15 protein-coding genes are annotated in these 15,116 nt (G+C 72.7%); 11 read left to right on the top strand and 4 right to left on the bottom strand.

Translation table 11 applies throughout. The features are described 5' to 3' along the window. Positions 1-76: 76 nt before the first annotated feature. The gene (locus tag NFT33_RS00005) at positions 77-1,525 is read right to left on the bottom strand and encodes an efflux transporter outer membrane subunit (protein WP_251672450.1); all 1,449 of its coding nucleotides are present in this window, start codon (positions 1,523-1,525) and stop codon (positions 77-79) included. A gap of 153 nt (positions 1,526-1,678) precedes the next feature. Between NFT33_RS00005 and NFT33_RS00010 the strand changes: the two genes are divergently transcribed. Then, complete coding sequence (locus NFT33_RS00010) at positions 1,679-2,314, top strand: TetR/AcrR family transcriptional regulator (protein WP_251672451.1); 636 nt, start codon at positions 1,679-1,681, stop codon at positions 2,312-2,314. Between the two features lie 156 nt (positions 2,315-2,470). Further along, positions 2,471-3,346 carry a MurR/RpiR family transcriptional regulator gene (locus NFT33_RS00015; protein WP_251672452.1) on the top strand — a complete coding sequence of 292 codons (876 nt, stop codon included), beginning with the start codon at positions 2,471-2,473 and terminating at the stop codon, positions 3,344-3,346. On the opposite strand, the gene NFT33_RS00020 is transcribed toward NFT33_RS00015, so the two are convergent. After that, the gene (locus tag NFT33_RS00020; RefSeq protein WP_251672453.1) at positions 3,336-4,463 is read right to left on the bottom strand and encodes a LacI family DNA-binding transcriptional regulator; all 1,128 of its coding nucleotides are present in this window, start codon (positions 4,461-4,463) and stop codon (positions 3,336-3,338) included. The two genes, NFT33_RS00015 and NFT33_RS00020, sit on opposite strands and share 11 nt — an antisense overlap. 19 nt (positions 4,464-4,482) lie before the next feature. Continuing rightward, the gene (locus tag NFT33_RS00025) at positions 4,483-5,322 is read right to left on the bottom strand and encodes a TIM barrel protein (protein ID WP_251672454.1); all 840 of its coding nucleotides are present in this window, start codon (positions 5,320-5,322) and stop codon (positions 4,483-4,485) included. A gap of 256 nt (positions 5,323-5,578) precedes the next feature. Between NFT33_RS00025 and iolG the strand changes: the two genes are divergently transcribed. The 5 genes from iolG to NFT33_RS00050 all read left to right on the top strand — a co-directional run bounded on the left by iolG (position 5,579) and on the right by NFT33_RS00050 (position 11,110). Beyond that, positions 5,579-6,574 (top strand): inositol 2-dehydrogenase, encoded by a 996-nt coding sequence (gene iolG / locus NFT33_RS00030; protein ID WP_220786652.1) that lies wholly within the window; start codon positions 5,579-5,581, stop codon positions 6,572-6,574. A gap of 31 nt (positions 6,575-6,605) precedes the next feature. After that, complete coding sequence (locus NFT33_RS00035) at positions 6,606-7,646, top strand: Gfo/Idh/MocA family oxidoreductase (protein WP_251672455.1); 1,041 nt, start codon at positions 6,606-6,608, stop codon at positions 7,644-7,646. Positions 7,647-7,788: 142 nt separating this feature from the next. After that, positions 7,789-8,778, top strand: a complete 990-nt coding sequence (locus NFT33_RS00040; RefSeq protein WP_251672456.1) for a Bug family tripartite tricarboxylate transporter substrate binding protein — start codon at positions 7,789-7,791, stop codon at positions 8,776-8,778. A gap of 45 nt (positions 8,779-8,823) precedes the next feature. Next, on the top strand, positions 8,824-9,609 hold the full coding sequence (locus NFT33_RS00045; protein WP_251672457.1) for an SDR family oxidoreductase: 786 nt from the start codon (positions 8,824-8,826) through the stop codon (positions 9,607-9,609). A gap of 46 nt (positions 9,610-9,655) precedes the next feature. Next, positions 9,656-11,110: an FAD-binding oxidoreductase gene (locus NFT33_RS00050; protein WP_251672458.1), complete on the top strand. Its 1,455-nt coding sequence runs from the start codon at positions 9,656-9,658 to the stop codon at positions 11,108-11,110. Here NFT33_RS00050 and NFT33_RS00055 read toward each other — a convergent pair. After that, entirely contained in the window at positions 11,083-11,946 is an 864-nt protein-coding gene (locus NFT33_RS00055; RefSeq protein WP_251672505.1) for an SDR family oxidoreductase, read from the bottom strand. The two genes, NFT33_RS00050 and NFT33_RS00055, sit on opposite strands and share 28 nt — an antisense overlap. 93 nt (positions 11,947-12,039) lie before the next feature. Between NFT33_RS00055 and NFT33_RS00060 the strand changes: the two genes are divergently transcribed. The 4 genes from NFT33_RS00060 to NFT33_RS00075 all read left to right on the top strand — a co-directional run bounded on the left by NFT33_RS00060 (position 12,040) and on the right by NFT33_RS00075 (position 15,081). Continuing rightward, a complete protein-coding gene (locus tag NFT33_RS00060; protein WP_251672506.1) occupies positions 12,040-12,432 on the top strand; it encodes a winged helix-turn-helix transcriptional regulator in 393 nt (130 codons plus the stop codon). Between the two features lie 13 nt (positions 12,433-12,445). Further along, complete coding sequence (locus NFT33_RS00065) at positions 12,446-12,955, top strand: MarR family winged helix-turn-helix transcriptional regulator (RefSeq protein ID WP_251672459.1); 510 nt, start codon at positions 12,446-12,448, stop codon at positions 12,953-12,955. A 99-nt stretch (positions 12,956-13,054) separates the two neighbouring features. Further along, complete coding sequence (locus NFT33_RS00070) at positions 13,055-14,083, top strand: aromatic ring-hydroxylating oxygenase subunit alpha (RefSeq protein WP_251672460.1); 1,029 nt, start codon at positions 13,055-13,057, stop codon at positions 14,081-14,083. Continuing rightward, positions 14,080-15,081: a PDR/VanB family oxidoreductase gene (locus tag NFT33_RS00075; protein ID WP_251672461.1), complete on the top strand. Its 1,002-nt coding sequence runs from the start codon at positions 14,080-14,082 to the stop codon at positions 15,079-15,081. Before NFT33_RS00070 ends, NFT33_RS00075 begins: the two co-directional genes overlap by 4 nt. Positions 15,082-15,116: the final 35 nt, after the last annotated feature.

Genomic DNA, 15,116 nt, shown 5'->3' on the forward strand with positions numbered 1-15,116 from the left:
CCGCCGCCGGCCAGCGTGCCGGCGGCCAGCAGCGCCGCGACGGCGCGCACGATCGTCCTGTTCGTGTTCGACACGGTCATTCTCCTCGGGAATCTCGGGGGGCGGCGGGGCTGGCGGTGTCCTGGCGGGGCACGCCGCCGCCGAGCGCGGCGTACAGCGCCACCTCGCTGGAGGCCAGCGCGCGGCGCAGCTGCACCTCCTGCTGCTCGGCGGCGAGCAGGTCGCGCTGCGCGTCGAGCAGCTCGAGCGAGGTGGTCGCGCCGACGTCGAGCCGCCGCTCCGACAGCCGGGTGCGCTCGCGCTGGATGCGCACCGCGTCGCGCGCCAGCGCGAGCTGCTCGCCCAGCCAGTGCCGCGTCGACAGCGCGTCGCTGACCTCGCGGAAGGCGTTCTGCACCGCCTTCTCGTAGGCGGCGACCGCCTCGTCGCGGCGGGCCTCGGCCAGCGTCAGGCTGTTGCGCCGGCGCTGGCCGTCGAACAGCGGCAGCGTCAGCGAGGGCATGAAGGCCCAGCCGCCGGCGCTGGCGCCGAGCAGACGCGACAGGTCGGTGCTGGCGGTGCCGGCCAGCGCCGTCAGCGAGATGCTCGGGAAGAAGGCCGCGCGCGCCGCGCCGATCTGGGCCTGCGCCGCGCGCAGGCGGTGCTCGGCCGCGAGCAGGTCCGGCCGGCGCAGCAGCAGCTCCGAGGGCAGCCCGGCACGCGGCGCGGACCCGAGCTGCAGCGGCGCCTCGGGCGTGTCGCTGGCGGCCGGCTCGGTCTCGCCGGTCAGCAGCCGCATCGCGTGCGCCTGCTGCGCGCGCGCCTGCTCGAGCTGGGCGGCGAGCACCTCGGCCTGGTTCAGCAGCGTGTCGACCTGGGTCAGGCTCAGCCGCGAGGCCGCACCGACCTCGACCCGGCGCGCGACGATGCGCCGGCTCTCGGCGCGGCTGGCGACGGTGCGCCGCGCCAGCCGCAGGCGCTCGTCGAGCTCCTGCAGCAGCAGGTGCGTCTGCGCCACCTGCGCGATCAGCGACAGCGTCGCGGCCTGCCGGACCTCGACGCTGGCGAAGTACTGCTGCAGCGCCGCCTCCTCGAGGCTGGCCACGCGGCCCCAGAAGTCAAGCTCCCAGCTCGCGATGCCCAGGCCGGCCTGGTACTGCGTGCCGTAGCTGGTGTGCCGGGTCAGGCTCAGGTCGGCCGGCACGCGCTCGCGCATGCCGCCGGCCCCGAGGCCGACGGCCGGCAGCGGCTCGCCGCGGCGGATGCCGTAGGCCGCGCGGGCCTCGGCGACCTGCAGCATCGCGCCGCGCAGGTCGCGGTTGAAGGCCAGCGCCTGGCGGATGCGCGCCTGCAGCCGGGCATCGGTGAAGAAGGCCTGCCAGTCGTCGCCGACCGCGGGGCCGGCCGGCTCGGAGGGCGCCGCGTCGAAATGCGCCGGCAGGGCCGGATCCGGCGTCGCGGGCGGCGGCGCCAGCGAGGTGCAGCCGGCCAGCAGCATCGCCAGCCCGGCGGCCGGTGCGAGGCGGGGAAAAGGGATCAGGGTCATGCGTCGAGCGTCACGGGGGCCTGCGATGCGAGCATCATCGGCTCACCCGGCGGTGGACAGCCTTGATGCAGCGCAACATACCGACTGACCAGTCGGTATGTAGTGTCGCCCGACAGGCGGCACGACTCGCCGAGACACGACATGGAGACGGACTTGACGACCCTGGAGAAAGTGCGCACCCGGCAGCGGCTCAGCCCGGACGAGCGCATTCCGCAGATCCTCGACGCCGCGCTGGCGGAGTTCACCCGCTGCGGCTTCGCTGCCGCACGCATGGACGACATCGCCGCGCGCTGCGGCCTGTCCAAGGGTGGGCTCTACGCGCATTTCGGCGCAAAGGAGGCGCTGTTCGACGCGCTGATGCAGCGCGAGCTCGTGCCGCCGGACCTGGCGCCGCTGCACGCGCTGGCGCAGCGCGGCGAGTCGGGCGAGGCCGACCGGCTCGCCGAGGCACTGGTCGACGAGCTGCACCGGCAGCTGATGCGGCCGTCGGTTGTCGCGGTGCTGCGCCTGCTGGTGGCCGAGCGCGAGCGGGTGCCGCAGCGGGTGGCGCAGTGGCACCAGGCGCTGGTGCGGCCCTGGCTGGAGCTGCTGGGCGAGCTGCTGGCCAGCCTGGCCGGTCCGGATCACCTGCTCGGCCGCGAGCCCTGGCTGGCGATCGCGCCGGCGGTGCACCTGCTGACGGCCCAGCTGGTGCTGGGCGAGCAGGCGCCGCAGGCGCTCGCGCAGGCGCGGCAGGCCCATGTGGACATGCTGCGCGGGCTGCTGAGCGCGCCGGCGCGTGCAGCCTGACGTCAGCTGCGGCGGGCATGCTCGCTCCGGGATCGGCCTGATGTCGAAAACCGTTTCCATAATGGCGATACGCGGGAAATCCTTGTTCCTGACTCGGCGAGAATCCCGCACGATGGCCAGGCCATGCCCCGTCCCACTTCCGCCCCGACACCGACGATGACCTCCACGCCCCCGATGCCGACCGACGTGGCCGCCTTCCTGCACCGCATCACCGCCGAGTACGAGAACCTCAGCCGCCAGCTCAAGCTGATCGCCCGCCATGTCGAGGCGCACCGCGACCACCTGGGGCTCGAAGGCATCCAGGACGTGGCGGCGCAGTGCGGGGTGCAGCCCTCGGCGGTGGTGCGCTTCGCCAAGCACTTCGGCTTCAGCGGCTTCACCGAGATGCAGCGGCTCTTCCGCCAGGGCCTGTCGGAGCAGATCGCGCCGAGCCGCAACTACAGCCGCCGGCTGCGCGACGTCATCGAGTCCGGCTCGGGCAGCCTGAGCGAGGCGGAGATCGCGCACGAGTTCCTGCGCGGCAGCATCGCCGGCATGCAGGAGCTGCAGCAGTCGCTCGACGAGGAGGCCTTCTCGCGCGCGATCGACCTGATGGTGCAGGCCGACGCGATCTGGATCGCGGGCTCGCGACGCTCCTTCCCGGCGGCGGTCTATCTCGACTACGCGCTGCAGCACACCGACAAGCGCATCGGCCTGGTCACCGCACTGGGCAGCATGCACGAGGGCCAGATGCGCTCGGTGCGCCCGGGCGACGTGATGATCGCGATCTCCTACGCGCCCTACGCCGAAGAGACGATGCAGGTGGCGCAGCAGGCGGTCGAGCGCGGCGCGCGGCTGATCGCGATCACCGACAGCCGCATGAGCCCGCTGGCGCGCGAGGCCGCCGCGACACTGCTGGTGCAGGACAGCGCGACCTTCGGCTTCCGATCGCTGACCGCGACGATGGGCCTGGCGCAGAGCCTGTTCGTCGCGCTGGCCTTCCGGCTGGAGCTGTCCTACCGGCCGACGACGGCGCCGGGCGTCAGCGCCTGAGCCGCTCGACCGGCGCCTTCAGCGGCGCGTCCAGGTAGGAGCCCTCGCCGGGCAGGTTCTCCGGGCCGAACAGGCGGAACTCGTTGGGCGCGCCGGGCCCCGGCTGCTCGACATGGCCGGTGGCGTGCAGCAGATGGTGCAGGCTGGCGGCGACCTGGCCGTCCGGGTCCTGGTCGATCACCAGATCCATCAGCCCCAGGCGCAGCAGCGGGCGGTGCTCGTCGCTGAGCTCGTGGCCGATCCAGACCGGGCGCTCCGGGGGGGTGAGCTGGCGCAGCACCCGCGCCAGCCCGTCGGAGCCGGCGCCGCTGTGATAGAGCCCGACCAGCGGCACGCCGTCGCGGCGCGCGTCCTGCAGCGCCGCCTCCAGCGCGATGCGCGCCAGCGCGGGATCGTCGCCGCACGCCACCGGCGCCAGCGCCTGCAGCTGCGGCTGGCGCTCGGCCAGCGCCTGCTGGCAGCCGCGCACCCGCTCGGCATGGGCGCGGAAATCCAGCCGGTTAGTCAGGATCAGCACCCGCCCGGGCAGGCGCCGCGCCAGCCGGGCCAGGAAATGCCCGGCGGTGCGCCCGGCTGCGACATTGTCGATGCCGGCATAGCGCACGCCCTCGAGCGCGCCGATGCCGCTCATCAACGCCACCACCGGCACGCCGCGCGCGAGCTGCTGCTGCAGCGCCGTGCGCACCGCCGGGCTGTCGCGCAGCGCCACGATCAGGCCGTCGCGCCGGTGCACACTGCCGGCCAGCAGTTCCAGCACCCGGCGCTCGTCGTCGCCGTCGACGATGTGGCGGTGGATCAGGATGCGCGGGTCGAGCATCTGCTGGATGCGCTGCAGCGCCAGGTCCAGCCGGTGCACATAGGGCGTGGTGCTGCGCGCCATCACCACGTCGAAGCGGGTCAGGCCGTGGCGCGGATCGGGCAGCACCCGCGGCACGCCGAGCTGGCGCGCCGCGGCGATCACCCGCGCGCGGGTCTCGGGCGAGACGCTGCCGCGCTCGTTGAGCACCCGGTTGACGGTGGTTTCGCTGACGCCGGCGACGGCGGCGATCTCGATGAAGCGTGCGCTGCGCTTGCGTCGCGGCGCCGCCGGGGCGGGAGAGAGGAGGGACACGCTCATCCCGCCTTCATGCCACGACTCAGGCCGTGGTGGCAAGCGAGGCGACGCCATCGCGCAGGTGCGCCATGCTGGCGGCCAGCTGGGCCTCGATGTCGGTGGCGGCGGCGACCGACTCGGCGAAGGGCTCGAAGGAGACGAAGCCGGTGTAGCCCAGGTCGAGCAGGCGGCGCAGCTGCGGCAGGTTGCCCAGGCGGTCATCCTGGCCGACCAGCACGCGGTGGCCGTCGCGCATCTGGTTCACGCCCAGGCCCGCGTCCTCGACGCCGGAGACATGCACCAGACCGGTGTACTCGGGATAGAAGGCGTTCTCGCCGGCCAGGTGGTGGTGGAAGGTGTCATGCACCAGCAGGAAGGTGCCGTCATGGCCGACTTCCTCGATGGCGCGCACCGCCACCGACTTGTGGCGCAGCGAGCATTCCTCGAAGCCCAGCGGCTCGACCAGGCCGACCAGGCCGTGCGCCTGCAGGATCGGGCGCAGGCCGCGCAGCGCGGCGACCAGATCGGCGTAGCGCTCCTCGGTGCTGCGGCGGTCCTCCAGGCTGTTGAGCGGGCACATCACCAGCGCCTCGGCGCCGCAGGCCTGGGCGTAGCGAGCCAGCTCGGTGGCCTGGGCGGCGCGCTCGGCGTTGAAGACGTCGAAGGGGTAGAGCGCGTTGATCGAGCGGATCGTCAGGCCGTGCGCCTGGGCGATGGCACCGACATCGCTGGCGGGCATGCCGTCGCGCAGCTCGACGCCCGGCAGGTCGTTGCGGATCTCGATGGCGCTCACGCCCAGGCGGCGCGACATCGCGGCGAACTCGGCAAAGCCCAGACGCGGGGCGCTGATGCGGTTGATGGCGAAGTGGATCGGGGTACTCATGGACAGTCTCCTTGCGTTGGGGGCGGATCGGACTCTAGAAGCCGCAATCCCCCTGCGGGCCGCCTGCATTGACCTGAAATGGTCATTGAAGGGTCATCGGCTCCACGAAACACTTTTCCAATGGAAAACATCAATGAAAATTCATTTTCATTATTGAGGATTGGCCGCTATAGTCACCCGCAACGCACGCGGCCCCGAGCCATCTGCCACGGCGACCCGCCTTGCCCCACCCCGTTCCGCCCCCGGAGATCCATCCATGAAGAACGTCGCCGTCTTCGGCGCCGGCCGCATCGGCCGCATTCACGCCGGCAACCTCGCCCGTCTGCCCGGCGTCAGCCTCAAGTACGTCTGCGACCCGTTCGGCGACAGCGCCGCGCAGCTCGCGCAGCAGCTCGGCGCGCAGGTCGCCACGATGGACGACGCGCTGCTCGATCCCTCGATCGATGCGGTCGTCATCGGCTCGCCCACCAGCACCCACTCCGACCTGATCACCCGCGCGGCCGCCGCCGGCAAGCACATCTTCTGCGAGAAGCCGGTCGACCTGTCGGTGCCGCGCGCCGTCGAGTGCGGCGAGAAGGTGCGCGCCGCCGGTGTCGCCTGCATGATCGGCTTCCAGCGCCGCTTCGACCCGACCTTCAACGAGGTGCGCCGTCGCATCGACGCCGGCGAGATCGGCAACCCCGAGATGCTGGTCATCACCAGCCGCGACCCCGGTGCGCCGCCGGTCGAATACATCAAGGGCTCGGGCGGCATCTTCCGCGACATGCTGATCCACGACTTCGACGTGTTCCGCTGGATTCTCTGTGGCGACGGCGACGAGGCCGAGTGGCTGAGCGCCACCGGCTCGGTGCTGACCGATCCGGCCGTCGGCGAGGCCGGCGACTTCGACTCGACCGCGGTGACGATCCGCACCCGGCAGGGCCGCCTGTGCCAGATCAACACGACGCGCCGCGCCGCCTACGGCTACGACCAGCGCTTCGAGGTGCTGGGGTCCGACGGCATGCTGCAGGCCGGCAACCACGCCCCGAGCGAAGTGCGCCAGTGGGACGCCAGCGGCATCCGGGCCGACAAGCCGGAAGCCTTCTTCCTGCAGCGCTACGCCGCCGCCTACCGCCTGGAGATCGAGCACTTCTTCGAGTGCCTGCAGACCGGCGCCGCCTTCCGCACCACGGTGCATGACGGCGTGAAGGCGCAGATCCTGGCCGACGCCGCCGCCGAGAGCGCCGCCAGCGGCCAGCCGGTCAAGCTCTGATCCCCAAGGCCGTACACCGGAAAGCACACCGATGAGCACCTCCGCATCCGCAGCCAAGCTGCGCGTCGGCATCGCCGGCCTGGGCCGGCTGGGCCGCCGCCACGCCGAGGCGCTGGCCTTCTCGACCCGCCATGTCGAGCTGGTCGCGGCCTGCAGCCCGGTCGCCGCCGAGCTGGAGCTGGCCGCCGCCGAGTTCGGCATCGCGCCCGAGCATCTGCACGCCGACTTCGAGGCCTTCGTCGACGACGCGGCCATCGACGCGGTGGTGCTGGTCACGCCCACCTCGCTGCACGCCGACCAGACCATCGCCGCCTTGCGCGCCGGCAAGCATGTCTTCGTCGAGAAGCCGCTGGCTCTCAACGTCGAGGACTGCGAGCGGGTGCTGGCGGTCGCGGCCGAGCATCCGCAGCAGGTCGCGATGGTCGGCTTCGTGCGCCGCTTCGACCCCAGCTACCGCCGCGCCGCCGAGGACATCGAGGCGGGCCGCATCGGTCGTCCCTTCCTGGTGCGCTCGCAGACCTGCGACCGCAACGATCCGCAGGGCTTCTTCGTGCGCTTCGCGCCGACCTCGGGCGGCATCTTCATGGACTGCAGCGTCCATGACATCGACCTGGCACGCTGGATGCTGGGCCGGCCGAAGGCGCTGCGGGCCTTCGCCAGCGGCACCATCGCGCTGCACCCGGGTCTGGCCGACTGCGGCGACGTCGACAACGGCCTAGCCATCGTCGAGTTCGAGGGCGGCGCCCGCGCGGTCTTCTACGCCAGCCGCACGCTGCCGCACGGCCACGAGACCACCACCGAGGTGATCGGCACCGAGGGCACGCTGCAGGTCGGCTTCGGCGCGGCGCGCGACCGCATCGAGCGCCGCAGCGCCGCGGGCGTGCACCACGAGGTGCTGCCCGACTTCTTCGAGCGCTTCCGCGAGGCCTTCGCGCTGGAGATGGTCGACTTCGTGGCCGCCTGCCGCGGAGAAAGGGCACTGACGCTGACGCTGTCGGACGCGCTGGAGGCCACCCGCATCGGCCTGGCGATCACCCGCTCGCTGCGCAGCGGCCTGCCGGAGGCGGTCTGAAGACAGAAAAGACTGAAGCGTCCCCCGGACGGTCGATCTGATACTTCCGGGTTCCGGCTAGCATCGACAGCCCCATCTGCCGGAGCTGTCCGTGCGCCGTCGTGCCTGTCTGAGTGGCTGTCTGAACCTGCATGTACTGTTGATGCTGTCGCCCCTGGCGACGGTGGCAGTCCATGCGCAGCCCCAGGACGGCGAGGCGGTCTGGCCGGAGCGCGAGCCGCTGCGCCTGGTGGTGCCCTTTCCGGTCGGCGGCACCAGCGACCGCATCGGCCGGCGCGCGGCCGATCTGCTCGGCCGCGAGATCGGCCAGCGCATCCTGGTCGACAACATCGGCGGCGGAGGTGGCAGTGTCGGCGTGGCGCAGGCCCTGCGCCAGCCGGCCGACGGCTACACCCTGATCCTCGGCGGCATCGGCCAGAACGCGATCGCGCATGCCTTGCCTGCACCACCGGACTACGACTCGCGCCGGGACCTGATCGCGCTGGGACTGCTGCATGTCGGCGCCAACGTGCTGCTGGTGCGGGCCGACTCGCCGCTGCGCCGGCTCGAGGACCTGATCGCCGAGGCGCGCCGTCGGCCCGACCCGATCCAGTACGCCTACACCCCGGCCTCGTCCGGCCACATGGCGATGGAGCTGCTGCGCCGCGAGGCGGCCCGCTGCCCGATGACCCAGCCCGGATGCAGCGCGCTGCCGCTGGCCGGCCAGCCCTACCGGGGCGGCGGACGGCTGCTGCAGGATCTGGTCGACGGCCGGGTCGGCCTGCTGTTCGTCAATCTCGACAGCGCGCTGGCCGATCTGCGCGCCGGCCGGGTGCGCGCGCTGGCGGTCAGCAGCGCACGGCGCCACCCGCTGCTGCCCGAAGTGCCGACGCTGGCCGAGAGCGGCCTGCCCGGCTTCGAGGTGCTGAGCTGGTCCGGCCTGATGGTGGCGCGCGGCACGCCGGCGCCGGTGGTCGAGCGGCTGGAGGCAGCGCTGCGCCGGGTGATGGCCTCGGCCGAGATGCAGCGTACGATGCAGGCCGAGGGCCTGACCCTGCCACCGGCCGGCGCCGAAGCCCATGCGCAGCTGCTGGCCCGGGAGATCACCCGCTGGCAGCGGCTGGTGCATGACGGCGGCATCATGTCGGACTGAGCACGACCTGAGACCCGAACGGCGCATCGACGCCCGCACAACACCATGGACTACGGCATTTCCGGGCGCACCGCGCTCGTTCTCGGCGCAGGCGGCGGCCTGGGCTCGGCAGTCTGCGAGGCGCTGGCGCGCGAGGGCGTGCGCATCGTCGCGGCCGGGCGCAGCGCCGGCCCGCTGCAGGCCACGCTCGCGCGGCTGCAGGCGATCGGCGCCACCGCCACCGCGCGCGTCTGGGATCTCGGCGATCTGGACGCGGTGCCCGGCCATCTGGCCGCGATCGAGGCCGAAGCCGGCCCGATCGACATCCTGTTCAACAACACCGGCGGGCCGCCACCGACGCCGGCGAGCCATTTCGACGCCGCGCAGCTCGAGGCGCAGTTCCGTGCGATGGTGGCCTCGGTGATGGCGATCAGCGCCGGCGTGCTGCCGGGCATGCGCGCGCGCGGCTGGGGCCGCATCATCACCAGCACCTCGTCCGGCACGGTGGCGCCGATCCCGAATCTGGCGCTGTCGAACGCGCTGCGCATGGCGCTGGTGGGCTGGTCGAAGACGCTGGCGCGCGAGGTCGCCGCCGAGGGCGTGACGGTCAACATCGTCATTCCCGGGCGCATCGCCACGCCGCGGCTGACGGTGCTCGATGGCGCGAAGGCGCAGCGCGAGGGCCGCACGCTGGCCGAGGTCGAGGCGGCCAGCCGCGCCACGATTCCGGCCGGACGCACCGGCACGCCGGCCGAGTTCGCCCACGCGGTGGCCTTCCTTGCCAGCGCCGGCGCGTCCTACATCACCGGCTCGCAGCTGCGGGTCGACGGCGGCCTGATCGCCAGCCACTGACATTCATCCCCCATGAACCGCACATGAACCGCACACGACCGATCCGATGAGCCAAGACGATTTCCTGCAGAGCCTGCGCGCCCGGGTCGGCGCCGCCCATGTGCTGGGCGGCGAGCAGGCCGCGCCCTTTCTGGTCGACTGGCGCGGCCATTTCCGCGGCGCCGCACGCGCGGTGGTGCGTCCGGGCAGCACCGCCGAGGTGGCTGCGGTGCTGCGCTGCTGCGCTGCCGCCGGCGTGCCGATCGTGCCGCAGGGCGGCAACACCGGCCTGTGCGGCGGTGCCACGCCCGACACCAGCGGCCGCGCGATCGTGCTGCTGCTGACCCGGCTCGACCGCATCCGCGAGATCGACACCGACAACGACTCGATGACGGTCGAGGCCGGCTGCCTGCTGCAGACGGTGCAGCAGGCCGCGCAGGCGGCCGGGCGCCTCTTCCCCTTGAGCCTGGCGGCCGAGGGCAGCTGCACGGTGGGCGGCAATCTGGCGACCAACGCCGGCGGCACCCAGGTGCTGCGCTACGGCAACATGCGCGAGCTCTGCCTGGGCCTGGAGGTGGTCGACGCCGAGGGCGAGGTCTGGCACGGCCTGCGCGCGCTGCGCAAGGACAACACCGGCTACGACCTGCGCGATCTCTACATCGGCAGCGAGGGCACGCTGGGCATCATCACCGCGGCGACGCTGAAGCTGCATCCGCTGCCGGCGGCGCGCTGCACCGCAATGCTGGCGGTGCCGGACCTCGAGTCGGCGCTGGCCCTGCTGTCGCGCGCACGCACGGGCTTCGGCGCCGCGCTGACCGGCTTCGAGCTGATGTCGGCCGACTGCCTGGCCCTGGTCACCGCGACCTTCCGGCAGCAGCGCCTGCCCTTCGCCGGCGAGGGCGCGCAGGCGCCCTGGTTCGCGCTGCTGGAGATGTCGGACGCCGAGAGCGAGCAGCACGGCCGCGAGCGCTTCGAGACGGTGCTCGGCGCGGCGCTGGAGGCGGGCGAGGCGCTGGACGCGGTCATCGCCGAGAGTCTGGCGCACGGGCGGGCGCTCTGGCACCTGCGCGAGAGCATCACGCTGGCGCAGGCCCAGGCCGGGCGCAGCCTGAAGCATGATGTGGCGCTGCCGATCTCGCGCATTCCGCAGTTCATGCGCGAGACCGGCGCGCGGCTGGCCGAGCGCTTTGCGGGTCTGCGCGTCATGCCCTTCGGCCATCTGGGCGACGGCAATCTGCACTACAACCTGCTGAGCGGCCCCGGCTTCGACGCCGAGGCCCTGGCCGCCCGGCAGGACGAGATCTACGCCTGCGTGCATGACGCGGTGCATGCGCTGGGCGGCTCGGTCAGCGCCGAGCATGGCGTCGGCCAGCTCAAGGTCGCGGAGGTCGCGCGCTACAAGAGCGCTCACGAGCTGCGGCTGATGGCGCGCATCAAGGCCGCGCTCGACCCGCAGGGCCTGCTCAATCCCGGCAAGGTGCTGGCCCGACCCGATCAGGCCGCCAGCGCAGCGGCGAGCTGAGCGGTCCAGGGCGTGGCCGGACGGCCGATCAGCGCCTGCAGCGCTGCATGGCTGCCGTCGAGCGCGCCGCGCGAGGCGCAGGCGTCCGAGTCGGCCAGCAGCTCGGCCAGCGGTCCCGGCAGGCCGGCGCCGGCCAGGATGCCCTGGTATTCGGCCGGCGGCAGGTCCTGATAGGGAATGCTGCGGCCGCTCAGGCGACTGAGTTCGGCGGCGAACTCGGCCAGCGTCCACGCGGGCGCACCGGCCAGCTCGTGCACCCGGCCGGCCTGCTCGGCCGCCGGGGCCAGCAGCACCGCGGCAGCGGCCGCCGCATAGTCGGCGCGCGCGGCCGAGGCGATGCGGCCCGCGCCCGCGCTGCCCAGCAGCACGCCATGCTGCAGCGCCGCCGGCACGCTGGCCAGATAGTTCTCGGTGTACCAACCGTTGCGCAGCACCACATGCGGCAGGCCGCTGGCGGCCAGCATCGCCTCGGTCTCGCGATGCTCGCCGGCCAGGCCGAGCTCGGAGGTGTCGGCGCGCAGCACGCTGGTGTAGGCCAGCAGCGCCACGCCGGCGGCACGGGCCGCGTCGATCACCGCGCGGTGCTGCGCGGCGCGGCGGCCCAGCTCGCTCGAGGAGATCAGCAGCACCTTCTCGGCGCCGGCGAAGGCGGTCTGCAGCGTCTCGGGCTGCTCGTAGTCGGCCTGGGGGACCTGCACGCCCAGCGCGGCCAGATCGGCAGCGCGCGCCGGCTGGCGCACCGCGGCGACCAGGGAGGCGGGCGTGGCGCCGCGCTCGAGCAGCGACTGGATGACGAGGCGGCCGAGCTGGCCGGTGGCACCGGTGATGACGATCATGAACTTCTCCAGAAACAGGGCAGGGGAATCGATGGACGCCATGCTGCCTTTCAGGCTTACTTTCCGTAAGTACATACGAAAAGGTAAGTGAAGATGTCGACAAGCGACGAGCCGCTGCTGCGCGGCGACCTGTTCGCCGAGGCCTGCCCCTCGCGCGAGGTGCTGCGCCATGTGACCAGCCGCTGGGGCGTGCTGGTGCTGGTGGCGCTGCGCCGCGGCACGCACCGCTTCAGCGACCTGCGCCGCGTCATCGGCGGCGTCAGCGAGAAGATGCTGGCGCAGACGCTGCAGGCGCTGGAGGCCGACGCGATCGTGCTGCGCGTGGCGCATCCGGTGGTGCCGCCGCATGTCGACTACAGCCTGACGCCGCTGGGCCGCGAGGTGGCCGAACGTGTGCAGGATCTCGCGGACTGGATCGAGGGCAGCATGCCCGCGATCGAGCAGGCCCGGCTGAAGTCGGGGATGCAGCCGATGAGGCTGGGCTAGAGTGTCTGCCGCCATGACGATCCCGACCTCCGCCCCTCCTGTTGACTGCACTGCCGACTGCCCCGCCGACGACATCGCGCTGGCCGACCAGGCCGGCCATCTGATCCGCCGCGCGCATCAGCTCGCGGTGGCGCTGTTCCACGAGAACCTCGGCCGCGATGTCACGCCGGTGCAGTACGCGGTGCTGCGCGCGCTGGAGGCCCGGCCCGGCATCGACCAGGTGACGCTGGCGGCCGAGATCGCGCTCGACACCTCGACCACCGCCGAGACCGCGGTGCGCCTGGAGCGCAAGGGCTGGATCGTGCGCGAGCTGCTGGCGCGGCGCCAGCGTGCGCTCTATCTGACGCCCGAGGGCCAGACGCTGCTGGCCAGCCTGCGCGCGTCGATGGTGACGATGCAGGCGACGCTGATGCACATGCTCGAGCCCGGCGAGCAGCAGGAGCTGATGCGGCTGCTGCGCAAGCTGCTGGCCAGCGCGGCGCCGGTGCAGGAGCCGATGCCGGAATTCCCGTCGTCCGACTGAGGGCCGTCGGGGTAAACCACGATCGGTTCCGGGCCTGCACGGGATCATCATTCAGCATACTGAATCACAGTGATCGACAAGGATCAGGAGCGCAGCACGATGTTTCCGAAGAACGCCTGGTATGTGGCCGCCACGCCCGACGAGATCGAGGGCCGGCCGCTGGGACGCCGCATCTGTGGCGAGGCCCTGGTCTTCTGGCGCGAGGCCGACGGCCGGGTCGCGGCGGTCGAGGACTTCTGCCCGCACCGCGGCGCGCCGCTGTCACTGGGCCGGGTCTGCGACGGCCGGCTGGTCTGCGGCTACCACGGCCTGGAGATGGGCGGCGACGGCCGCACGGTGGCGATGCCGGGCCAGCGGGTGCGCGGATTTCCCTGCCTGAAGCGCTTCGCGGTGCGCGAGCACGGCGGCTACATCTGGGTCTGGCCGGGCGAGGCCGCGCAGGCCGAGAACACGCCGCTGCCACGCCTGCCCTGGGTCGACGAGCCCGGCTGGGCGCACGGCGGCGGCCTCTATCACATCGCCTGCGACTACCGGCTGATGATCGACAACCTGATGGACCTGACGCACGAGACCTATGTGCACGCCACCAGCATCGGCCAGCCCGAGATCGACGAGACACCGTGCAGCACCCGCACCGACGGCGACCAGGTCGTCACCAGCCGCTTCATGAACGGCATCCAGGCGCCGCCGTTCTGGAAGATGGCGATGCGCGCCAACGGCCTGGACGACAGCGCGCCGGTGGACCGCTGGCAGATCTGCCGCTTCCTGCCGCCGAGCCAGATCCTGATCGATGTCGGCGTGGCGCTGGCGGGCCAGGGCGGCTTCGATGCGCCGGCCGAGGCCAAGGCCTCCTCGGTGGTGACCGACTTCATCACGCCCGAGACCGAGACCTCGATCTGGTACTTCTGGGGCATGGCGCGGCGCTTCCGCAGCGAGGACGCCGAGCTGACCGCGTCCATCCGCGAAGGCCAGGGCCGCATCTTCGCCGAGGACCGCGAGATGCTCGAGCGTCAGCAGCTCAACCTGCAGCAGCATCCCGAGCGGCGCCTGCTGATGCTCAACATCGACGCCGGCGGCGTGCAGGCCCGGCGCGTGATCGATCGCCTGGTCGCGGCGGAGCGCGCATGAGCAGCGCGGTGAACCTGCCGGCGCGTCGCTGGGTGCGCGTCGAGCGCCGCGAGCGCATCGCCCAGGACATCGTCGCGCTCGATCTGGTCGACGGCGAGGGCGGCGAGCTGCCCGCCTTCGAGGCGGGCGCGCACATCGAGCTCTTCCTGCCCGGCGGCATGATCAGGCCGTACTCGCTCTACGGCGACCCGCAGGACCGGGACCGCTACCGCATCGCGGTGCTGCGCGAGCCTGCGTCGCGCGGCGGCTCGCGGGCGGTGCACGAGCTGCTGCTGCCGTGGACGCGGCTGCAGATCGGCCCGCCCAAGGCGCGCTTCCCGCTGGACGCGCAGGCGCCGAAGGTGCTGCTGCTGGCCGGCGGCATCGGGCTGACGCCGCTGCTGTCGATGGCCGCGGTGCTGGCGCGGGACGCGCGGCCGTATGCGCTGCACCTGGCCTGCCGCACGGCGGCGCGGGTGCCCTTCGGCGCCGGCCTGCGCGATCTGCCGGGCGCGGGCGACGCGGTCGTCCATCTGGACGACGGCGAGCCGGCGCAGCGCCTGGACCTGCCCGCGCTGCTGGCCGCCCAGCCGCCGGACACGGCGCTGCAGGTCTGCGGCCCGGCCGGCCTGATCGACGCGGCGCTGGCCGAGGCGCGCCGCCAGGGCTGGGCGGAGTCGCGCCTGCACTGGGAGCGCTTCGCCGCCGACCCGGCGCTGGAGGGCGGCGACGGCGGACCGGTCGAGGAGGACGAGGCCTTCGAGGTGGAGCTGGCGCACAGCGGCCGCGTCATCAGCGTGCGCGCCGACCAGACGGTGGTCGAGGCGCTCGGCGCCGAGGGCATCGAGATCCTCACCTCCTGCGGCGAGGGCGTCTGCGGCACCTGCCTGACCCGGGTGATCTCCGGCGAGCCCGACCACCGCGACCAGTACCTCACGCCCGAGGAGCAGGCCGCATGCGACCAGTTCCTGCCCTGCCGCTCGCGGGCGAAGTCGTCGCGGCTGGTGCTGGATCTGTGAGGAGACAGGCCGGGCGGGTGTCCCGGCCGTGCCCG

This window comes from Sphaerotilus sp. FB-3 (genome assembly GCF_023706025.1).
Taxonomy (GTDB): Bacteria; Pseudomonadota; Gammaproteobacteria; order Burkholderiales; family Burkholderiaceae_C; genus Sphaerotilus; species Sphaerotilus sulfidivorans.